This window comes from Pontibacter toksunensis, assembly GCF_042686245.1.
Taxonomy (GTDB): domain Bacteria; phylum Bacteroidota; class Bacteroidia; order Cytophagales; family Hymenobacteraceae; genus Pontibacter; species Pontibacter toksunensis.
The window spans coordinates 333,269-356,713 of the sequence record NZ_JBHUOX010000002.1 but is presented as its reverse complement, the minus strand read 5'-3'; the positions used below and the strand labels follow the sequence as shown (position 1 = coordinate 356,713).

Sequence of the window (23,445 nt, the reverse complement as noted above, 5' to 3'; positions counted from 1 at the left end):
CGAAGCAGCTCCGATCCACCCTTTCCCCACGGAGGAGGTGAATATTTACTGTTGCAGAAATTCCCCCCTTCGAAAGGGTAGGGATGGGTCTTTTATGCGCACTTTAACAGTTACAGGATGCATGGCATTCACCAGTGCTTGAAACTACAGCCTGTATGCTGAATATGCCAATTCCGGCAGAAATGCGTAAACTTAGTTAAGCTACAACGCTATGGATAATAGCGCATTATATTGTGTATGAAAAATATTGTTGGCTTTTTGTATACTTCAGCATCAAATTATAGTTATATTTTGTGGTAAGGCAGGGGTATAGCAGCGTCTAGCGCTTCTTTATCCTTTAAAAATAATGGGAGCATGCTTATAAATAAGGTTTCTGACCAGATTAAGAGGAGTAAATACATTAGCCGTGACCTGAGCTGGTTGCGTTTCAATTACCGTGTGCTGGACCAGGCGCGGGATACAAACAAAAGCTTCTTCGACAGGTTAAAGTTTCTGGCAATCACTTCTTCCAACCTGGACGAGTTTTTTATGATTCGGGTAGGTAGTTTGTACAACTACCTTGACTACGGCAAGGAGCGTACCGACTATTCAGGGTTGCGGGAGCTGCCGTTCCGTAAGAAGCTGCTGGATTATGCACATCGGTTCGTGAACGACCAGTACCTGACGTATAATAACGAGTTGAAGCCGCTCTTTGAAAAGCACGGCTGCGACATTCTAAAGGTAAGCGAACTGACAGAAATCGAACAGAAGAAGGTTGACTCCTACTTTAAGAACACTATTTACCCGCTGCTCACGCCTATGGTGTACGACAATTACCATGGCTTCCCGCTGCTCATGAACCAGCTCCTTACCTTTGGCGTTGTAACCCGCACCACAGAAGAGCAGAAGGCGCAGGACCGGGTAACTTTTATTCAGATACCGCAGAACCTGGCCCGTTTTTACGAAATTAACCGCAAGGACAGGATTATTTTTGTGCCCATAGAAGACATTATCCGCTGGAAGATTAAAAAGTTTTTCAGGAACGTGGAGATTGTATCTGTTAACCTGTTCCGGATTACGCGCAACGGCGACTTTACACTGGAGGAGTCGGATGATCTGGAGGCGGATTTTATACAGGAGATAAAGTCAAAGCTGCGCACGCGAAAGAAGGGCCGTGTGGTTCGTCTTGAGGTGGAGCGTAATCCATCGCAGTTCATGATGAAGATCCTGAAAGAGCGCTGGACTATAGATAATGCGAACGTATTCACCATCAACTCCCTGATAGACCTCAGGGCTTTATGGCAGATCATCAATCACCGGCATTTCAAAGACAAGGGATTCAAGCAGCCATCGGCGGTGCAGCCGCTCAGCCTGCCCAGTGATGGCGTGGATATGTTCGAGTACCTGAAGGAGCACGACGTGCTGCTGCACCACCCTTACAACAGCATGGAGCCAGTGGTGAGCCTGCTGGAGCGTGCCGCTGAGGACCCATCGGTGTTAGGTATAAAGCAGACTATTTACCGGTTGGCAGACCAGTCGCGGGTAACGGCGGCCCTGCTGAAGGCCGCCGAGAACGGCAAGCACGTATCAGTGCTGTTTGAGGTGAAGGCTCGTTTTGATGAGGAACGTAATTTACGGGAAGGGGAGCGGCTGGAGAAAGCCGGTTGCTTTGTGATTTACGGCATCAGCAAGTATAAAACCCACACCAAGATGCTCATGATCATCCGGAAAGAAGGTGAGAAGGTGACGCGCTACGTGCACATTGGCAGCGGGAACTACAACGAGCAAACCGCCCGCCTCTACACCGACGTGAGCCTGCTGACAACGAATGAAGTGTATGCGCACGACGTGTCCGAGTTTTTCAATGTTATCACGGGCCACTCCAGGCCGAATGAATACAAATACCTGATGACTTCGCCAAAAGGAATGCGCCACCACCTGATTGAACTGATTAGGAGCGAAGCCCGCAATGCCAAAAAAGGCCTGAAGAGCGGCATCGTGATAAAGATTAACTCGCTGGAGGATAAAGAGGTAATGGATGAGTTTTATAAGGCATCTAAAGCAGGTGTGCCTATTAAGTTAATAGTGCGCGGCATCTGCTGCCTGCGTCCCGGCCGCGAAGACCTGAGCGAGAACATTTACGTGAAGTCTATAGTAGGAGAGTATTTAGAGCACTCGCGCCTGTATTACTTCCACAACAACGGAGAGCCGAAGGTATACAGTGGCAGCGCCGACATTATGGTGCGCAGCTTCGACAGGCGTATTGAAGCACTGTTCCTTATTACGAACGAGGAACTGAAGAAGGAGGTCATCAATATCCTGTACTACAACCTGCAGGACAACCAGAACTCCTACATCATGCGCGAGGATGGCACGTACGTCAAAAAACGAGCAGGGACAAATGAAGAAGTGGTAGACATTCATAAACTGTTCTTCAACAAAGCCTGTAACGAGGTGCCGGAGTCAGAACTGGTTTAATGAGATGCCATTTAACATTTATGATTTAGCAGTTCTGGTTTATGCCATTTGCAAGAAGAAAGTGAGTTCGTGCAGTATGGCAGAGCAGAGAATAAAATTTGTCTGTCTTCTTACCTAAATTGAGTAAGCCTACAATCAAACCGGCTGCAGCCTCTTCTGAAAGAAGAGGCTGCAGCCGGTTTGATTGTAGGCTTACTGCTAAATGCTAACAGGTAAATGTATTGCTAGGATATGTTGCTGATGATGAAGCGCTCCGGGTGGTGCTGTTCATAAAGAGCGTGCAACATGCCATCTTTCAGGCCCACGGCAGGTACAATCATCGTTTCCAGTTTAGCCCACTTCATTGCGGAAAGGTAAATCTCTGATGCCGGCACAATCACGTCAGCACGGTCAGGGTTTAAAAGAAGCTCTGTTATACGCTCCTGCATGGTCATGGCGCTGATGCGTGCTGCAACCTCTTCAATTTGCTTTCGGAAGATAGCCTTGCCAGGTACTTTACCGGCAATTTCAAATATTTTATTAATGTTACCACCTGTACCTATAGCGCGTGACAGGTGGTATTTTTTTGAATTCGTCTCAATCCATTCGCGCATGGTGTTCCACAGTTCCCTGGACTCGCCACCGTGCATGTGGCGGATAGAACCCTGCTCAAACGACTGCGAAGCTTTTTTCTCGCGGTTAACATAGATATTGAATTCTGTGCTGCCGCCGCCCACATCAATGTGCAGGTAATTGCGCTCATCCAGGAAATTAAAGATAACCTTGTTTATCAGGTAAGCTTCCGTTTCACCATCAATCACCTGTATCTCCATGCCCAGTTCGTTCTTCACCCGCTCCAGTATCTCAGGTGCATTCAGCGAAGAACGCATGGCAGAGGTAGCGCAAATCATATGGTGGTTCACATCGTGTACATCCAGAAGCAGTTGGAAAGCTTTCAGTAGCTTAATGAACTTCTCAATCTTAACATCAGGGATATAGCCGGAGTCAAACACATCCTCCCCGAAGCGTATGGCATAACGTATATACTCGACTTTTTTAAAAAATACATGACCGTTCTGGTTCAGCACACTCGAGATTTGGCATCTCACCGCATTCGAACCGATGTCTATGGCTGCTAATTTCAAAGGCTTGCTGTTAATAATTTTTTATAATGTCTGAAGGGTAAATATAAGCAGAAATTATTTTTATGGCAGGTTCTGTGGCAACCTGACTGCTATCCTAAGATGGCAGCCGCCTTTCCATGAGCGGCTATCGCAGGTTATATCGGGTTTATAACCAAGGTTACAAAGCGTTATTTACTTTCGGTGTTAATCCAGCCAAGCTCGCCGGCGTCGTTCCGAACTAGCCTGAAACCCTTGTAGTTGCCCAGTACTGCGACACTGCTTCCTGCTTTTATGCTGTCTTTTGCCGCTGCCAGGGGATGTGCCTCATCCAGCAGGTTTGTCTCAGCGGCTACCTTCTCATACGCTACCGGCGATGTGGTGGCTTCTACCAGGCTGCTCGCAATGTAGGCTTCCGTACCATCGGGTAAGGCGATGCGGTACCATGTGCCTGTACCACCTTTTACATGCAATGGCGTGTGCTGTGGCAGCCTGGCATATACATTTGATTTAGTGCTGGGCTGTAGCCTGATATTAGCCTCCCTGGCAGTTATCCGAACCCAGTTGCCTACCAGAGAAGCATTGATCTCCACTTCCGGAACAGATTCCGTAGGCTCATAGAGGTAAGGGAAAGGATTGGTGGCACCATAGCCAAAGCGGTAAATTCCAAAGTGCAGGTGGGGGTTTGTTGTGATGGCGTTACCTGTGTTACCCACAAAACCAAGCGTATCGCCAACCTTAACACGTTGCCCCGCTGCTACCATTTGGCTGTCGAGGTGGGCATAGTAGAGGCTCTGCCTTCGGTTTACGTCTGTGAGCCATACCACCTTGCCGCCTCGTGGTGTCACGTTCACGCGCGATACAATGCCCTCAACAGAGGCAACAGCCGGTGTACCCCTTTTCGCAAAGATGTCCACCCCTTCGTGCCGCCGGGCGCCGCCATCGCGTGGGTCTCCCCAGATGCTGGCAATATGACGGCTTGTCTTGCCTTGCACTGGAAAAGACAGCGTCGGTTCAGCCTGTATTGTAACGGTGTATTGCCCGCTGCGCAAAAGCTCAGGCTGTACCCGCAGAATATGCTGTTGGTCTTCCTCTACTTCATAGCGCAGGGTGGTAGAGGCGGTGTCGGCAAAAGCTACATGCCGGGCTTCCCCGGTGAATATAGCCGGAGCCTCAAACAGGTCCATAAAGACCTGTGCCTGCTCTCTTGCCTTCATTTCGAGGTTCACCACCAGGCGTTCACCACGCTTTGCAGCTACCCGATATCCCAGTGCCTTGGGCTTATCCGCAGAAAAGTATCCTGTTTCCTTAAACGGCAGGCTCACCGTAATAGAGTCCCTTAGTGCCTGTTGTCCCGCCTGCAGCCACTCCTGTCCTAAGGCAGTCTCATCGAGCCTGGCATCTTTCAGTTTGGCGGCATACTTTTCGTAGGGTGCCTGTTCTTTGTTAAAAACGCCACGCAGTGTTTGTTTTCCGCTACAGGAAGCAAGGAACATACCCACGAAAATGTACAAAAACCAGGTAAGCTTATTTTTATCCTTAAATCTCATGTTTCTCTCCGGGAAATGTCTCGTTTTAATAACAGCATTCATGTCAAAAATGATGCCTCATGCCGGTAAAAATTGATTTTTAGGGAGGTGCTGCCTTTTAAAGTGCTATTATATATTAACCGGAGAGGCTACTATACGTAAACTGTAGTTGAACAACCAATTGACAGAGATGAGATTACACTCCTGGAGACATACCCGACGTAAGCTGGCACGTGGCCTTTTGCCACTATTCGCCCCCCTGGTGCTGACGCCACTGGCTACTCCTGTCAACAAAGGTGCTGCTATGTCCAAGCCTGATCCAAGCAAGATCAGGGACAGAATCACCAATTATAAATTAATGCGCTTCAACCAGGTTTCCTTTAACCTGTACAGCTACATGAACCTTCAGGAAACAGGGCTCAAGTTCGAGGTGTTTGACAAGGCGCTGACCGGTTATTACAACATGAAGCGCAACAACAAAGTCGCTGATAAACCCATCATCACCATCATTGATTTTACAAAATCATCAAACGAAAAAAGACTTTGGGTTGTGGACGTGGAGAAGAAGGAAGTGCTTTTCAATACCTACGTTTCGCATGGGCGCAACTCCGGAGAAGAGTTTGCAGAACATTTCTCTAACGAGAATGAATCCTTCATGAGTAGCATCGGGTTTTATGTTACCGACAAAACCTACTATGGCAAACACGGGCTTTCGCTGAAGCTGGAAGGACTTGACGAGGGCTTTAACACGAATGCGAAAGACCGCTGTATTGTGATGCACGGTGCAGAGTATGCCACAGAACAGTTTATACAGCAGGCCGGTCGGCTGGGGCGCAGTTTAGGTTGCCCTGCCGTCCCGATGGAGCAGCACGATGAGATAATTAAAGCAGTGATGGGAGGGACAGCCCTTTACGCACACGCTGCACACGATGCCTATACTTCGCAGTACCTGGACCACATGACAGCTATGGCGGAACTGGTGCATGAAACAAAAAAGGAGATTCCCGCTCCTGTTAAATCCTAAGAATCGCGCCACTTAATGCTGCAGCCTACACTGGGCACCTGCTCCTTTGGCACAGGCTGTTTAGATAGCAGCGCATCCAGGACGGCACGCAAATCATTGCCAGTGATAGGCTTGCCATTGTTAGGCCGGGAATCGTCGAACTGGCCATGGTAGGCGAGTCTCATTTTGCTGTCGTACACAAAAAACTCCGGCGTACACTCCGCTTCATACATGCGTGCTACCTGTTGTGTCTGGTCGTAGAGGTACGGGAAAGAAAAATCATAATCCAGCGCCAGTGCCTTCATTTGCTGTGGCCCGTCCTGCGGGTACGTCATGGCATCGTTCGAACTGATAGCCACAAAATTCACACCTTTGGCTTTATACGTCGCCGCTACCTCCACCAGTTCTTCTAAAATGTGCTGCACATAAGGGCAGTGGTTGCTGATGAACATGATAACAGTAGCTTTAGAAGAGGCTACATCTGTAAGGGAGACCAATGCGTCAGAAGCAGTGTCTAAAAGAGCAAAGTTATACGCTTTGGTGCCCAGGTCGAGGTGGGCGTTGGAGTATGCTGCCATAGGTTTAGGTTTTCGGATGAGCCCGTAGCAGAAGGCTACGGGCTATAGATTCCAAAATAGGTATTTTTATGGCAGATAGCAAACGTTTCCCGGGCCACTGCTGCTATCTGTCCACATAACGCCCGTATAGCTTTGTCAACTCTCCCAGTTTTCTTGCTTCTTCTTTTGAAAACTGGTTCTTCTTAAGTCGCCATTCCCAGTTTCCCCTGGAGGTGGAAGGTTTGTTCATGATGGCTTCTTTTCCCAGCCCCAGCACATCCTGCACGGGCAGTACTGCCAGTTGTGCCACGGAAGAAAGCGCCAGGCGGCCCATTACCTCGTGCACGTTTTCTTCTGACAGATCATGAAAAGCGTAGTCGCTGAGGCTCTTCCTGTCGCCTTTCCTGGCGTCCTGGTACCAGGCCAGCACGGTGCTGTTGTCGTGTGTGCCGGTATACACAATGCTGTTGCGCGTGTGGTTGTGCGGCATAAAAGAACCTTCAAACGCTTTCTCATCCGAGACAAAGGCAAATAGGAGTACTACCATTCCGGGCAGGTCAAACTGCTGCATCAGGTCGCGCACTGGCTGGTCTATCTCTCCCAGGTCTTCTGCGATGATTGGCATTTTCGGGTGCCGCTTCTGCACCAGGCGCAGGATTTCAGCACCCGGTGACTCTTTCCATTTTCCGTTCATGGCGGTTTCTTCGCCGGCAGGTACTTCCCAGTAGGCAGAGAAGGCACGGAAATGGTCAAGGCGCAACAGCCTGAAGAGGCGCAGGTTATGGTCGATGCGGCGTATCCACCAGTCGTAGTTGTGCTTCGCCAGTTCTTTCCAGTCGAACACAGGCGTGCCCCATAACTGCCCGGTCTCGCTGAAAAAATCCGGTGGAACCCCGGAAACTCCGGTCGCATTTCCTTCTTTGTCCAGCTTAAAATACGCACGGTTCTGCCATACATCCGCACTGTCGTGGCTCACATAAAAGGGCATATCCCCAAAAAAGTGAACATCCTTCGAGTCGCAGTACTGCTTTAGCTTTTCCCACTGCCTGTAGAACAGAAATTGCATGAACTGCTCAAACTGCACCTCCTCCTCCAGTTCTCTTTCAAGCTCCTTTACAGCTTGTTCCTCATGGTTTTTTATCTCCTTTGGCCACTCTACCCAGCTTTTGTCTTCAAAGCGCTTTTTAAAAGCGGCAAACCGTGCAAAATCTGGCAGCCATGCTTTTTGCTCATTCAGGAAAGCCCTGTATTCCTGCTGCAGGCCGGAATCAGAGTCCTCATTAAATTTACCAAAGGCCTGCTGCCAGAGCCTTAGCTTTAGCTTCGTGACTTTCTCATACTCTACCTTGTCCTCTTTGAATTTTATATCTGTGTCTAAGTCGCTTTTTTGCAGCAGGCCATCCTCTACTAATAGCTCCGGGCTGATGAGCAAAGGGTTTCCGGCAAAGGCGGAGTGGCTGCTGTAGGGCGAATGGCCATAGCCACCTTCCGTTGGGTTAAGCGGGAGGATTTGCCAGTACCGCTGTCCCGCCTCTTTCAGCAGGTCAGCGAAGTGATACGCTTCCGGGCCTAAATCCCCAATGCCAAAGTGGGAGGGGAGTGAGGTAATGTGCAGCAATAGTCCTGCACTTCGTTTTGATATAATCATAATGTTGTTGCGGTTATAAATGCTACTGGGAAAGTTTTCAGCACCTCGGCGAGCGGCAGGCTACCATTTGCCTGCAGGCTGCTCTGGCCAAACACGTGTTGCCATGCTGCGGGTGCTCCTTCAGGAAGCACAATAGCGGTGTCTTCCCATACCTCCTCCCCAATCGGTAATTCCTGCGCGCTGATAAGGTTTACGAGCAAAAGCGGCACCACCACGATGCCCCATTGCCCCTGGTGGTGGCGGGCAAACGCCAGGATACGGTGCTTGTGCGTTCCCTGCACCTGCAGTGGTACGTAGTCCCCAAAATCAAACAGCGGCTGCAGGTCGCGGCGCCTGTTCAGTACTTTGTACAGCAGGTATAGTTTCACCTTACCATCGTCCGGGTTTTCGAGCAGTTGCTGGTGCAGGCTTTCCGGCCCTTGCTGTTCCTGTTCTTTCAGCTCTTTCAGGTACTGCTGGCGTAGTTCATAGTCTACAGGGCGACGGTTGTCAGGGTCTACCAGGCTAAGGTCCCACAGTTCGCAGCTCTGGTAAATATCAGGCACACCAGGGCAGGTTACTTTCAGCAGAGCCTGGCAAAGCGCGTAAATCCAGCCATAGTGTGCCACTTTCTGGAAGAATGGCCGGAAAGTGTCCATGAACTCTTTGTCCTCTAGCAACAGTTGCCGTACTAGGTCCTGTACTGCCTGTTCGTATTCTTCGTTCGGCTCAGACCAGCCTGTTTTGACTTTTGCCTCCCGCAGTGCCTTTTGCAGGTACTCCTGCACCCGCTCTACTATTGATTCATCTGCCTGGCCATTCAGCGGCAGCACACCAACGAGCGTCTGAAAGAAGAAGTACAGGTCGTTGATGCTTGGCTTGGTCGTGTACTTTTTACTTCGCTCAATCCAGTCCTGCACATTTGTTTCCCACTCGTCAGGCAGTTCGCTCAGCACATTCAAGCGGATACGGGCACCTTCCCCGCGCTTGGTGTCGTGTGTGGCCGTGGCGTTAATGGAGTGCGGGTACACCCGCTGCCGGTACAGCATGCGCTCATGAAACTCGTCGTCGTTGAGGTGGAAAATGTCCGGGCTGTTGCCTACCTCGTTAAGGGAAATAAGGCGGTTATAGTTGTAAAAAGTGGTATCCTCCACACCTTTGGCAGCCAGAGGGCCAGTGTACTGCTGGCTCCGCATCACAAAGTATAGCTTGTCGTGGATGGCTTGTTCTGTATCGCCGGGCTGTAGCGTAAAGAGCTTGTGCAGCTCCTGGAAATACTCCTGCAGTTCCGGTGCCTGAAGATGCGCCTCCTCAAAAGCTTTGTCCACTACCTGCATTTCGTCTCTGGAAAGTGGCAGGCGATTGCCGTAAATACAATATACCGGCCAGGCACACAGCAGTATGGCCAATGCCCTGCGCCATTCGTCCTCGGGGTCGAGCGGAATCAGGTGACGCTCCTGCAACAGGCGCATCAGATTTTGAAGCTCTCCCTGCATCTGGTCTTTCAGAATAAACATCTTTTTTTCAAAAACCAGCTGCTCGTAATTTTTGGCGGCACTTGGTACGAGTCTGCTATAAATCTGTGTCAGCTTTCTACGGCCAGAGCCGGAGGTATACAGGTTACTCACCCAGGCCAGAAAGTCGTAGCCGCTGTTTCCCTCTATAGGCCAGCGCTCCGGTAACTGTTCCTCACCCTCCAGTATTTTCTCCACTACAATATAGGCTTCGGGGCCTGCCAGCTTGCGTAGTCGCTTCAGGTAAGTGGAGGGGTCAAACAGTCCATCCACGTGGTCTACCCGAAGGCCCTGCAACATCCCCTGGTCTACCAGTTGCTTGATAAACTGGTGATACTGCTCAAACACCTCCGGGTGTTCCATGCGCAGGCATATCAGGTCATTTACTGTAAAGAAGCGGCGGAAATTGATGCGCTTCTCTGTTTCCTGCCAGTGGCAAAGGATAAAATGCTGCTGCTGGAGGAGGAGCTGCAGTCTTCCGGAATCGTTGCTGATATTTTGCACAAACCCCTGCAGTTCCTGCCTGAGCTGCTCATTGTTATAAAGTTTCTTTTTGAAGTTATTCCAGGCGGCAGGGGAGATACTGTCTTCTGATTCAAATAATGCCAGGTCGTTGAGAAACTGCTGTACCAGGTTGCTTCTATCAGACTCTCCTGAAGCCGGCTGTATCTCCTGCAGCAGCGTTCTGTAGCTGGAAACGCTTAAAGGGTAGGCACTATCATAGTAGTTGATGGTGATTCCTTTTTCATTTAGCTTCAGTTGCAGCTGGTTTTGCTTCAGCACCTCTTCTAAAGTGTCTCCTAAAAAAGGTACCATTACTTGTCCTGCAAAGTCCGGGTGGTGAAAGTCGATGTCGAAGAAAGTATAAAAGTGCGACTGCGGACCTTTTTCCAGCACATCCATCAGCCACACATTTGAGGGATGGTAGGCCATGTGGTTGGGCACAATGTCCTGCAGCCAGCCCATGTTTCTTTCTTTCAGTTCCCCTGCAATTTGCCTGAGCTCCTGCTTTGAACCCACATCAGGGTTGATGTCGTAGGGAGCCGTTACATCGTAGCCGTGCTCACTGCCAGGGCGGGAGCAGAAAAAAGGGGCTGAATAAATGGTGCTGATACCCAGTTCGTGCAGGTAGGGAATTATCTCCTGCACTTGCTTAAAGGTGAACTTAGGCGATATTTGTAGCCTGTATGTGGCTGCTGGAATGTATACCATGTTTTGTTTTCAGATTTAGGTTAGAACAGAGCACATTGAACTTCGCAATCCACTGCGCGGCCTCTTTGTCGCCACGTTCACTGTGCTGCAGGTACTTGTTGTAAATGGTTTGTTGCATCCGGAAAGCAATGTTTTGTGCCTGCCAGTAATCGGCATCTAGTTTTGAGTGTTCGAGCACTTCAAGCAGAATAATCAGTTGCTGCATGCTGCGGAGGTTACTTGGGTGCTCTAGCAGGTGCTTCATCAGCTGGCTTAAGCGGTGTGACACAGCAAACTCAATCGCGGTGAAGTTAAGATTTACCTCCATTCGCTTCGCTTCCTCGAGGAGGCGTTTTATTTCCTGTGTAGAAGGGTCCTCTGACTCAAACGCGTGCTGTAGCTTTGTGTTTAGAATATACTCCACAGTAGTTTGAAGCGGCGTTGGCAGCTTCATGCCTAAGGTTTTTATAGCGGATATCAGCGGGTAGTTGTTGTCGTAGAGTTGCTGGAAATTGTTCTCCACGTTTTCCATGCTGTTCTTCAGCACCTGGTCTAGGATATTCTTCTGGTCGTCTTTAAACAGGTGCCAGAACGAATAGTTGTGCGACTGGAAGTGCTTGTCCAGTAGCATGATGACCTCGCTTACATTGCCGCGCCCAAAGGCCAATCGCAGTTCTGTAGTCAGTTTAGCATAGTCATCGAGGCTCATAAACTCACGCACACCACCATATAACTGGTGATCACCGAGGTGCAGGACGCCGAACGTAATTACTTCTTCCTCCCAGGTGACCATCGAACGTATGTTGGCGCGTCCGACTGCCAGTTTTTGCCGCCCTGCCTCTATCTGGTCGTACTCCAGCGAGGTTGCCTGATAACTGTACAGCTCAACCTCATTTTTATGTTCTGCAAAGAGCGATGAAACAGCATAATGGGCTCCCACACGCAACAGATCAATGATAGTGGGCTTCACTGTTTTCAGATAGGCTTCCGCTGCATTGCCCATGTCTGTGTGGTTGCTCTTTGCCTGCCTCAGCATCTGTATAAACTCCTTCTCATAGTCCTGCTCAAATACCTCCTGTGCCAACTGGATGGCCCTGGCAGCATAGAAAATATCCTGCACTGTCTCAATGCCCGTTACCTCATCAAAGAACCAGCCGCAGCTGGTATACATCAGCAGCGTATGGTATTGCATCTCCAGTAGTTTCAGGAAGCGTACCTGTTCCTTCTTGCTCAATTCGCGTGTGGTGTTGCGCTGAATAAAAGCCTCCACGTTCTGCTCTGAGCGATCCATGATCACCTGGATGTACTTGTTACGGGTGGCCCATGGCGCTGCTCCCAGCTTTTTTATCTCCTGCTCATAAAGCGGCGTGAGCTCATCGCGGAGCCAGTCGAATGCATTGCGCAGTGGCCCGCGCCATTCCTGATCCCAGCCGTTGTTACCGCCGGTATTGCAGCCGCAGTTGCTTTGCCAGCGCTCCACCCCGTGAGCACAGCTCCAGGAGGTCTGTTCTATGATTTCTGCTTCGTACTCTGGCGGGAACTTCTCCAGGTACTCCCCATATACGGTGATTTTTGCCAGCTTTTCTTTTTCAATGTGCTCGAGCGCAAAGGAAAGAGCCATTTCACCAAAGCGGTGGTGGTGGCCGTATGTCTCGCCATCCGTAGCAATGTGCATGAGCTGCGGCTCTTCTCTTCTGTTATCAAGAGCGCCAACAAGGCGGTTGGCCAGATCTTCACCCCGGTTTAGCAGCCGCTCAAAAGCAATGCCCTGAGAGACGGGGGCATCATAAAAAAACAGCACGATTTCGTTGCCGGAAGGCAGCCTGCACAGGTAAGGCAGACGTGGATCTATGTTCGCTCCTGCTGCATTGTGCCAGTCTTTATCCCCTATCCGGCGGTATCGCTTTGCCTGGTACGGGGATAAAATGGTAAACTTGATGCCATGTTCTGCCAGCACCTCGAGCGTGGGGGTATCGGCGGCTGTTTCCGCCAGCCACATCCCTTCCGGTTTACGGCCAAAGCGGAGCACAAAGTCATAGATGCCCCAGACAACCTGTGTCTGCTTGTCGCGTTCGTTGGCCAGCGGCATAATGATGTGGTTGTACACCTGTGCCAGTGCCGATCCGTGTCCGGAAAAGCGTTCCCTGCTTTCTGCATCAGCCTCCAGAATAGCCTTGTAGGTATCCGGTTCTTTCTTCTGCATCCACTCCAGCAAGGTAGGCCCGAAATTGAAGGAGATACGGGCGTAGTTATTGATAATGTCCTCAATCTTCCCTTTCTCGCCGAGGATTCGGGAAGCAGAATTACGGGCGTAGCACTCATCTGTGATCCGCTCGTTCCAGTCGTGGTACGGAGAAGCGGATTCCTGCAGTTCTACTTCGTTCAGCCAGGGGTTTTCGCGCGGGGGCTGGTAAAAGTGCCCGTGTATACAAATGTAACGGTTCATTTACTTTTGTTTTTGGAGGATAAGTACTGAGGCAGGTGGAAGGGTGAAAGTTGACCCAGCTTTCAGGCTTTCAGCAATGTCTGCACCGGCACCGCCCCATGCCGCGTCGGCTGAGTTCAGAACCAGCTTCCAATCACCTGATACTGTAGTGTTCAATAGTGCTGTTTCCTGTGTTTGGTTGCTCAAGTTAAATAAGCAGTAAAGTGCAGGCTCTTTCCCTTTATGAATAAGGTGCAACACCAGTTGCTCCTCTTCCAGGTTTACCTCCATGTATGGCTTGTCAGGTTTTGCCAGGGCAGGGGCGGTCCTTCGCAGCTGTATCAGTTGTTTGTAAAACTCACGTAGCTGGTTCTGTTTTTCATTAGAAGTATAGCTTCGCTGCAACTTAGACCTGTTAAAGGTTTCCTCGCTCTGCGGGTCGGGGGCCTCTCCCTTTGAGGCAAAGTAGGCGAACTCCTCTTTTCTGCCTTTGCGTACTGCCTCCACCAGGTCTTTGTCTGTGTGGCTTACAAAGTACAGGAACGGGTTTTCCTCCCCATACTCTTCTCCCATAAACAGCATCGGCACGTAAGGCGAAAGCAGTACCAGTCCGGCTACAGCTTTCAGCATTTCAAAAGACAGTAGTTCCGTAAGTCGCTCCCCCAGCATGCGGTTCCCTACCTGGTCGTGGTTCTGAGAGCAAACTATAAACTGCCGGGCCGGGTTATCGGTGGCGTCGGTACCGAGGGTTTTCTTGCGGTGCTCGGAATATAAACCATTGTAGACAAAGGTATGCTCCAGCGCTTTTTTCAACTGCTCGGGCTTGCCATAGTCTTCATAGTAGCCTTCCCGCTCCCCCGTTAGCAGGGTATGAATCACGTGGTGGTAATCATCAAACCACTGCGCGTCCAGGCCATAGCCGCCTTTATCAACAGGGTTTACCAGGCGCACATCACTTAAGTCAGTTTCAGCGGTGAGTATAAAAGGGCGGTTTTCCTGCTGCTCCAGCTGGGTAACATGCTCCCGTAGCTCTTGCAGAAAATGCTTGGCCCCGGTATCGTAAATGGCATGAACGGCATCCAGCCGAAGGGCGTCTATGTGGAAATCACGGAGCCACATGAGGGCATTCTGAAAAAAGAAATTCCGTACGTGATCAGAGTGCGCATCATCAAAGTTGAGGGCACTTCCCCAGGGGGTGTTATACTTTTGTGTGAAGTATGGACCGTAATCGTTCAGGTAGTTCCCCTCCGGCCCCATGTGGTTGTACACTACGTCCAGTACCACGGCTATCTCCTGCTCATGGCAGGCGTTCACCAGTTTTTTCAGTCCTTCAGGCCCTCCATAGGAGTTTTGGGCAGCAAAAGGATAAACACCGTCGTAGCCCCAGTTGCGGTTTCCTGGAAATTGTGCCACCGGCATCAACTCAATGGCTGTGATGCCCAAATCCTTCAGCTCCGGCAACTGCTGTATGATGCTCTCAAAAGTGCCTTCTTCAGTAAAGGTGCCCACGTGCAGCTCGTAAATTATCAGCTGCTTCAGGGGCAGGCCCTTCCAGTTTTTATCGGTCCAGTTAAAACGGGTATGGTCTACTACAGCAGATGCTTTATGTACGCCATCCGGCTGAAACTGTGAGGCCGGATCCGGCCTGTCTTTCTCTTCGTTGAGTGTATACATATAGCGGGTGCCTGGGCCTGCGTCTTCTGCAAGTGCTGTCCAGTATCCGAAAGCTTCCCGCTGTAGTGTTATTTTTTTCTTGTCAGCATTCTGTAATAACACCTCTACCTTCTCTGCCTCCGGTGCCCATACGGTGAATGTGGTGCCCCTGCCTGGTGTATAATCTGCTCCAATTCTTCTTAATATTGACATAGAATTTACGGTTTTTCACAGCTCGTATTAACTTGCAAATCGGGCGGAAGGTTGTACCTTTTTAGTGAAAAGGCAAGTGCGGGAGTATAGTCTTTTTCTTACATTGGCTAGTGGTATAGGTGCAGTGACGGGTGATATTCGCAAATATAGAATATTGTCCGTAACCTATTGATCTGAGCACAGTAACTACAAGTGGTAAAAAGAATTCATACACACAGCTACTACATGGAACAAATTGAAGGAACCAAACGCATCGTTATTGAAAATGTTAAACCACAAATAAACTGCGGAAGATTCCCGGCCAAACGGGTAGTGGGAGAGGAGATGACAGTGACAGCCGACATTTTCGGCGACGGTCATGATGAGGTGAAAGCACAACTGATATACCGCAATACAAAAGATACAGATTCAGAGAATTGGACAGCTGTTCCCATGAAGTTTCTGGGGAACGACCACTGGCAGGCGACTTTTAAACCCGATGCCATGGGGCGCCATGAATATACCATTGAAGGGTGGGTGGATCATTTCTACACGTGGCAGAAGGGCCTGAAGAAAAAATTCGAGGCAAACCAGGACATCACGGTAGAGCTTCAGATCGGGGCCCAGATGATTGAGGAAACCGCTGCACCCGCCGAAGGCCATGTGCAGGAGCGGCTCTATGAGGTAGCACACCAGCTACGCCACAACCCAAACCAGGCCGATGCCGTGGCGCTTGCCACTGGCAAAGAGATATCAGGGTTAATGAGCACCACCGGCGAGCGCCAGAATATAACCACGTATGATAAGCGATTGCTAGTGGATGTAGAGCGCAGGAAAGCACTCTTCAGCGCCTGGTACGAATTCTTCCCAAGGTCAGCGTCCCCGCTGGCCGGGCAGCATGGCACGTTCAAAGACTGCGAACGGCTATTGCCCCGCATTGCCGACATGGGCTTCGATACGATTTACCTGCCACCTATCCACCCGATTGGACAGGCCTTCAGGAAAGGTAAAAACAACAACCCGTCCTCACAGCCGGGTGAGCCTGGTTCACCGTGGGCGATAGGCGCTGCGGAGGGTGGCCATGATGCTATTTTACCTGAACTGGGCACGTTGGAAGAGTTCAGGCACTTTGTGCAGCAGGCAAAAGACATGGGAATAGAGATAGCACTTGACTTTGCCATCCAGTGTTCGCCCGACCACCCCTATGTGAAAGAGCATCCGCAGTGGTTTAAATGGCGCCCGGATGGTACCGTGCAGTATGCGGAGAACCCGCCAAAGAAATACCAGGACGTGTTGCCGGTAAACTTTGAGACAGAAGACTGGCAAAACCTATGGAAGGAACTGCGCCGCGTGCTGCAGCACTGGATTGACCAAGGTGTTGTAGTATTCAGGGTAGATAACCCGCATACAAAAGCGTTTGCTTTCTGGGATTGGGTGATAGAAGACATCCACAAAGATCACCCGGAGGTGATTTTCCTGGCGGAGGCGTTTACACGCCCACGGGTGATGGAGCGGCTGGGCAAAGGCGGGTTTACCCAATCGTATACCTATTATACATGGCGTAACACACCAGAGGAAATAAAAGAGTATATGACGGAGCTGACCCAGACGGAGATGCGCGACTACTTCAGACCGAACTTCTGGCCAAATACACCGGACATCAATCCGCCTGCGCTGCAGGAAGGAGGCGAAGCGGCCCATATCTCCAGACTGGTGATGGCGGCTACGCTCTCATCCAACTACGGCTTGTACGGACCTGTGTATGAGTTTGGCATCGCCACGCCGGTGCCCGGTAAAGAAGAATACCTCGACTCTGAGAAGTATGAAATCAAGCACTGGGACTGGGGCAAGCTGACCAAGATACGGGAAGTGATTACACTCATCAACAGGGCTCGAAAAGTAAATGCCGCCTTGCAGACCACCTGGAACATTGCCTTCGGAAATACCGATAATCCGGCATTCCTGTGCTATGCCAAGTGGAGCAGCGACTTCAGCAACAAGATTATTGTTGTGGTAAACCTTGACCCATATAACACACACGCTGGCTGGGTGCAGGTGCCGCTTTCTGCTCTAAAAATGGGCAACGGGCAGTACGTGGTGCACGACCTCTTAACGGAGCGCAAGTATACCTGGACAGACGAGTGGAATTACGTGGAGCTGCGCCCGCATGAAATGCCGGTGCACGTATTCAGAGTAGAAGAGTCTGCGCATGGTGCGGCAAAAGATAATGTAGATAACACCTGGTTAGCAACCGATCACGACTAAAACACTAGAACCCTCTTGACAACAACTATGGCAGAAGAAAAAGAACTGTTAGACGACAATATCCATTGGTACAAAGATGCCATCATTTATGAGCTGCATATAAAGGCTTTCAAAGATGGCAACGGCGACGGCATCGGCGACTTTAAAGGGCTTATGTCTAAGCTGGATTATCTTGAAGACTTAGGCGTAACAGCTATATGGCTGCTGCCCTTTTACCCTTCACCTCTCCGCGACGATGGCTACGACATAGCGGATTACTACAGCATAAATCCTTCGTATGGCAACATGCAGGACTTCAAGCTATTCGTGAAAGAGGCGCATCGCCGTGGCCTGAAAGTAATTACGGAGCTGGTTATCAACCACACCTCCGACCAGCACCCTTGGTTCCAGCGTGCCCGCAATGCAAAGAAAGACTCAAAGTTCAGAGACTTTTATGTGTGGTCGGATGACAACACGAAGTGGAAGGACGTGCGCATTATCTTCACCGATACAGAACAAAGCAACTGGACCTGGGACCCGGTAGCACAGCAGTATTACTGGCACCGTTTCTTCTCGCACCAGCCGGATTTGAACTACGACAATCCGGATGTGCAGAAAGAAGTGTTTAAGGTGCTGGATTACTGGTTTGACTTAGGGGTGGATGGCTTTCGCCTGGATGCAGTACCTTACCTGTTCGAGCGCGAAGGCACCAATGGAGAGAACCTGCCGGAAACGCACGATTTCCTGAAGAAACTGCGCGCACACGTTGATAGCAAATATGAAGGAAAGCTACTGCTTGCGGAAGCGAACATGTGGCCAGAGGATTCTGCGGCTTATTTCGGTAACGGTGACGAGTGCCATATGAACTACCACTTCCCCATCATGCCGCGCCTGTTTATGTCGGTGAAGATGGAAGACCGCTATCCGATCATCGACATCTTTAACCAGACACCCGACATACCTGAAAGTTGCCAGTGGGCCATGTTCCTGCGTAACCACGATGAGCTGACGCTGGAAATGGTAACCGACGAGGAGCGTGACTATATGTATAAGGTCTATACGAAAGACCCGATGGCGCGCATCAACCTGGGCATCCGCCACCGCCTGGCCCCGCTGCTGGGCAACGACCGTAACAAGATAGAGCTTATGAACGTGCTGCTCTTCTCGATGCGCGGTACGCCGGTGGTATACTATGGCGATGAGATTGGAATGGGCGATAACTATTACTTGGGTGACCGCGATGGCGTGCGTACGCCAATGCAGTGGAACGAAGACCGCAACGCCGGCTTCTCCGCTGCTAACCCACAGCGCCTGTACCTGCCTGTTATCATCGACCCGGAGTATAAGTATGAGTCGATAAACGTTGACACGCAGAACCACAACGCAAACTCTTTGCTATGGTGGATGCGCCGCATCATTAACATGCGCAAGCGCTACAAAGCATTCGGGCGTGGTACCATCAAGTTCCTATCGCCGAATAATTCGAAAGTGCTGGCTTTTGTGCGGGAGTATGAGAACGAGACTATCCTGGTGATTGCGAATCTTTCGCGTTTCCCGGAGGCGGTAGAACTGGACCTGCATGAATACAAAGGCCGCACACCGGTTGAGGTATTCAGCAAGAACAAATTCCCGAACATTAAAGAAGAGGAGTACCTGTTTACCATCAGTGGCCACGGCTACTATTGGATGGAACTGCAGCCGCAGGAAGTAGCCCAGGAATCAGATGGGCAGCAGAAGGCGGTGCGTATAGGTTCTTTAAAAGCAGCGCTGGACACTAAAACATTGAAAACGCTGGATGCCGAGATTCTGCCACCGTATGTGTTGAAGCGCCGCTGGTTTGGTGGCAAAGCACGTACCGTTCAGCGCATGCAGGTAGTGAACAACATGCCGCTTCCGCTTGGTAAAACAGGCTCCTCGATGCTCTTTATAGAAGTGAGCTACAACGAAGGTTTGCCGGAACTGTATCAACTGCCAGTAGCCTTTGCCAGCGGTGACGAGGAGGAAGAACTGCGTAGCAGTTCACCAAACGGCGTGATTGCTCGGGTTGCCATTGATGGCAAAGAAGGTATACTGTACGATGCCCTCTACAGCGATGAGTTCCGCCAGAACCTGTTGCAGATGATGGTAAAGAAAAAGAGAGTACGGCAGGATGAAGCAGAACTTGTTGGTTACAGCAGCAAAAATGTAACTTCAATTCTACGCAATGCCGATGGTCCACTCACTTCTAAAATTCTTGCGGCAGAACAGAGCAATACCTCCGTTGTGTTCGACAACTCGCTCTTCCTGAAGATATACCGCAAGCTGGACAGAACGATGAACCCGGATGTGGAAGTAGTGCAGATGCTGACCGAGAAAGTAGGTTTTGAGAATGTGCCGCGCTTCCTGGGGGCTATTGAGCAGCATGAAGATGGCAAGCAGCCAATGGTGCTGGTGATGCTGCAGGAACTGGTGCCAAACCAGGGCGATGCCTGGAACTACATCGGCGACTCGCTGAAGCGCCTGTATGAGCGCATCCTGACGCAGAATGAACGTCTGAAGGCTAAACAACCTGCTGGTTCACTTTCCCGTCCGCTCGCCTTCTCTGATATTCCGGAAGAAGTGCAGATGCAGATAGGTGGTGCCCATGTAGAGCGGGTAGAGCTATTAGGACTCCGCACTGCTGAGATGCACCTGGCCTTAGGTAGCATCAACGATGAGAAGGATTTTACACCAGAAGAGTTCTCGCTGCACTACCAGCGGTCCCTGTATTCTTCCCTTACATCGCTTGTGCGCAGCAACTTCGACAGTTTGCAGAAACACTTGCCAAACCTGCCGGAGAACGTGCGGGGCGAGGCCGAAGAAGTGCTGAACATGCGCGAAGAAGTGCTGGAACGTCTGAAAATGATTTTCTCCCGCAAAATAGATACAAAGAAAATCAGAACCCACGGCGACTATCATTTAGGGCAGGTGCTGTTTACCGGCAAAGACTTCTACATCATCGACTTTGAAGGTGAGCCGGCCCGCTCATTTAGTGAGCGCCGCCTGAAACGCTCTGCGTTGCGCGATGTGGCAGGTATGATACGCTCGTTCCATTATGCCGCCTACAGTGCCATGTTCCAGCAAGAGGGACTTCGCCGCGAGGATATGGAATACTTGGAGACCTGGGCGGAGCAATGGTACCAATACGCCAGTGGCTTCTACATGCACAATTATCTGGGTAAGATACAGGGTTCAGGCATTGTACCGGCTAAAGAAGAAGATTTCGAGATACTGATCCATACTTTCCTGTTAGAGAAGGCGATCTATGAGCTCGGATATGAATTAAATAATCGTCCGGATTGGGTGCTCATCCCCATCAGAGGCATCAAGTACATCATGAAAAAGTATAAGAATGGCTAAGAAAAAAGAAAGCACAACCACCGAGACCACGAATATAACACAAGGAACTGATCTGAATACTGGTCAGGATACGAATAAAGCAACCTCAAGGCAAGGCCGTAAGACAGCAGCATCAGCTGTTGGTGATAGCCAGCAGGAAACTACTGGCTATCCAGCTACAACCGAAGGCAGAGAGAAGTTTAAAAATACACCGGTAGCTGAAATGGGTTCTCCTGTAACCGACTCTGCATTGGGTGGAGAGGGAGCAAAGGCATCAAAACGTGGCAGACCAAAAAAAACAGAAACAGAGGCTTCCCCTGCCACAGGAAAAAAAGGTGGCAGGACTTCTATATCTGCAGCTTCTACGGATGACTCAGAGATAGTAGTGCCTGTTGCCAGCAATGACATAGTGCAGGAAAACATTGTCATTAAGACAAAAGCCACTAAAAAGGCTGCCAGGTCAACAGAAACCTCTGCTACTCCAGCAGCCATAGGGCAGGCTGATGTTACACCAGAAAACCAAACTACTGTGGAACAACCTCAACAGGAACAAACGGAAACTGATCAGGGCTCAGATGCTGCAGTTCAACTTGCCAGCCGGTTTACTGATTTTGATATTTACTTGTTTAAAGAGGGAAAACATTTCTCTTTATATGAAAAGCTGGGATCGCACCGTATGGAGCACCGCGGCAGACAGGGAACATACTTTGCCGTATGGGCACCGAATGCCGAGCTGGTGTCTGTAATGGGCGATTTCAACGGATGGAGCCGCGAAAGTCATAGACTATACCTGCGCGGAGACGAATCCGGTATATGGGAAGGCTTTGTGCCTGATGTGTCGGCTGGTGTGATGTATAAATACCACATCAAGTCGCGCTACAACCTGTACCATGCAGAGAAAAGTGATCCCTTTGCCTTCTGCCGGGAGCAGCCGCCACACACAGCCTCTGTAGTATCTGACCTACAGTATGACTGGAAAGACCAGCAGTGGCTGGATCACCGTAAGAGTATGTCTGACAAGGCGCAGCCATACAGTGTCTATGAACTGCACCTTGGCTCATGGCGCCGCAAGCCGGAGGAAGACAACCGCTCCCTCACATACCGTGAACTGGCCGAGGAGTTGCCCGCTTATGTAAAGCAAATGGGCTTTACACATGTGGAGCTGATGCCTATCATGTTCCACCCTTTCGCTGGTTCATGGGGATACCAGGTAACAGGTTATTTTGCGCCCGCCAGCAACTTTGGCTCGCCGCAGGACCTGATGCATCTTATTGATGCGCTGCATCAGAATGACATAGGCGTGATTCTGGACTGGGTGCCTTCGCACTTCCCGTCTGATGAGCACGGCTTGGCTTACTTCGATGGTACACATCTGTTTGAGCACGCTGATCCGCGCAAAGGCTATCATCCTGACTGGAACAGCTACATCTTTAACTATGGACGTAATGAGGTCCGCTCTTTCCTCATCAGTAATGCGCTATTCTGGTTAGACAAGTACCATGCAGATGGCCTGCGTGTAGATGCCGTGGCCTCTATGCTGTACTTAGACTACAGCCGCAAAGAAGGAGAGTGGATTCCGAACGAGCATGGTGGCCGCGAAAACCTCGAAGCTATCTCTTTACTCAAAGACTTTAACCAGGCAGTGCGGGAAAAATTCCCAGATGTGAAAACCATTGCAGAGGAGTCTACGGCATGGCCGGGAGTAACAGCGCCGGTTGAGCACGGTGGACTTGGTTTTGATATGAAGTGGATGATGGGATGGATGCACGATACCCTCGATTACTTCTCCAAAGACCCTATCTACCGCCGATACCACCAGGGAGAAATTACCTTTAGTATGATGTATGCTTTCTCTGAGAAGTTCATGTTGCCGCTTTCACACGATGAAATTGTGCACGGCAAAGGATCGCTTCTGAAGAAAATGCCAGGCGATGAGTGGCAGCGTTTTGCAAACCTTCGAACGCTCTATTCTTATATGTACGCTCACCCGGGAGGTAAACTCTTGTTTATGGGGGCAGAGATTGGACAAAGCAGCGAGTGGAACCATGATGGCAGCGTGGAATGGCACCTGCTTCAGTACGGCTACCACCACGGCATACAGGAGGTGCTGCGCGAGCTGAATGCTATCTATAAACAGGAGCCTGCACTTTATGCGCACAGCTTTAGCCCCGAAGGCTTTGAGTGGCTCGACTATAATGATGCTCACAACAGTGTAATCAGCTTCCTGCGCAAGAGCGATAACCCGGACGAGACGCTGCTGGTGGCTTGTAACTTTACACCGGCCATGCACGAGCATTATCGTTTAGGGGTGCCGCAGGCAGGGCAGTGGGTGCAGGTGTTCAATTCCGACGACAGCCGCTACGGAGGCAGCAACCAGCACAACGAAGGACCTATTAGCACTGTAGATGAGCCGTTCCACGGACGCGAACAAACCATTACATTGAAGCTTCCACCACTTTCCGTGGTATACTTAAAGCTTCAGCGCTAATAAGTAACTGAAACCTACATAACAGAAAGAGGCAGCGTTTTAAAGCGCTGCCTCTTTCTGTTATGTAGTCTTTGAACCTATCAGTAATAGTAGTGTATTAAATAAATA

Annotated in this window: 12 protein-coding genes; 5 read left to right on the top strand and 7 right to left on the bottom strand. The window is 50.2% G+C overall.

Annotated elements, in window-relative coordinates; translation table 11 throughout:
• Positions 1 to 354 precede the first annotated feature (354 nt).
• Entirely contained in the window at positions 355 to 2,457 is a 2,103-nt protein-coding gene (gene ppk1 / locus ACFS7Z_RS04295; protein WP_377481441.1) for a polyphosphate kinase 1, read from the top strand.
• A 224-nt stretch (positions 2,458 to 2,681) separates the two neighbouring features.
• On the opposite strand, the gene ACFS7Z_RS04290 is transcribed toward ppk1, so the two are convergent.
• A complete protein-coding gene (locus ACFS7Z_RS04290) occupies positions 2,682 to 3,581 on the bottom strand; it encodes a Ppx/GppA phosphatase family protein (RefSeq protein WP_377481438.1) in 900 nt (299 codons plus the stop codon).
• 167 nt (positions 3,582 to 3,748) lie between these two features.
• Positions 3,749 to 5,107, bottom strand: a complete 1,359-nt coding sequence (locus ACFS7Z_RS04285; protein ID WP_377481435.1) for a peptidoglycan DD-metalloendopeptidase family protein — start codon at positions 5,105 to 5,107, stop codon at positions 3,749 to 3,751.
• A 169-nt stretch (positions 5,108 to 5,276) separates the two neighbouring features.
• Between ACFS7Z_RS04285 and ACFS7Z_RS04280 the strand changes: the two genes are divergently transcribed.
• Positions 5,277 to 6,110, top strand: coding sequence for a murein L,D-transpeptidase catalytic domain family protein (locus ACFS7Z_RS04280; protein WP_377481432.1), 834 nt, complete (start codon positions 5,277 to 5,279; stop codon positions 6,108 to 6,110).
• On the opposite strand, the gene ACFS7Z_RS04275 is transcribed toward ACFS7Z_RS04280, so the two are convergent.
• From ACFS7Z_RS04275 to treZ, 5 genes are all read right to left on the bottom strand, one after another.
• Positions 6,107 to 6,667, bottom strand: coding sequence for a thioredoxin family protein (locus tag ACFS7Z_RS04275; protein ID WP_377481429.1), 561 nt, complete (start codon positions 6,665 to 6,667; stop codon positions 6,107 to 6,109). The two genes, ACFS7Z_RS04280 and ACFS7Z_RS04275, sit on opposite strands and share 4 nt — an antisense overlap.
• Before the next feature lie 103 nt (positions 6,668 to 6,770).
• On the bottom strand, positions 6,771 to 8,294 hold the full coding sequence (gene malQ, locus ACFS7Z_RS04270) for a 4-alpha-glucanotransferase (RefSeq protein WP_377481426.1): 1,524 nt from the start codon (positions 8,292 to 8,294) through the stop codon (positions 6,771 to 6,773).
• Positions 8,291 to 10,999: a malto-oligosyltrehalose synthase gene (treY, locus tag ACFS7Z_RS04265; protein WP_377481423.1), complete on the bottom strand. Its 2,709-nt coding sequence runs from the start codon at positions 10,997 to 10,999 to the stop codon at positions 8,291 to 8,293. Before treY ends, malQ begins: the two co-directional genes overlap by 4 nt.
• Positions 10,953 to 13,424: a DUF3536 domain-containing protein gene (locus ACFS7Z_RS04260; protein WP_377481420.1), complete on the bottom strand. Its 2,472-nt coding sequence runs from the start codon at positions 13,422 to 13,424 to the stop codon at positions 10,953 to 10,955. Before ACFS7Z_RS04260 ends, treY begins: the two co-directional genes overlap by 47 nt.
• On the bottom strand, positions 13,425 to 15,269 hold the full coding sequence (gene treZ, locus ACFS7Z_RS04255) for a malto-oligosyltrehalose trehalohydrolase (protein WP_377481417.1): 1,845 nt from the start codon (positions 15,267 to 15,269) through the stop codon (positions 13,425 to 13,427).
• 225 nt (positions 15,270 to 15,494) lie between these two features.
• On the opposite strand from treZ, the gene ACFS7Z_RS04250 reads away from it, so the two are divergent.
• From ACFS7Z_RS04250 to glgB, 3 genes are read left to right on the top strand one after another with little or no spacing between them, the layout of a single operon-like run.
• Complete coding sequence (locus ACFS7Z_RS04250; protein ID WP_377481414.1) at positions 15,495 to 17,513, top strand: alpha-1,4-glucan--maltose-1-phosphate maltosyltransferase; 2,019 nt, start codon at positions 15,495 to 15,497, stop codon at positions 17,511 to 17,513.
• Between the two features lie 27 nt (positions 17,514 to 17,540).
• Positions 17,541 to 20,870, top strand: a complete 3,330-nt coding sequence (gene treS / locus ACFS7Z_RS04245; protein WP_377481411.1) for a maltose alpha-D-glucosyltransferase — start codon at positions 17,541 to 17,543, stop codon at positions 20,868 to 20,870.
• The gene (gene glgB / locus ACFS7Z_RS04240; protein WP_377481408.1) at positions 20,863 to 23,337 is read left to right on the top strand and encodes a 1,4-alpha-glucan branching protein GlgB; all 2,475 of its coding nucleotides are present in this window, start codon (positions 20,863 to 20,865) and stop codon (positions 23,335 to 23,337) included. Before treS ends, glgB begins: the two co-directional genes overlap by 8 nt.
• Positions 23,338 to 23,445: the final 108 nt, after the last annotated feature.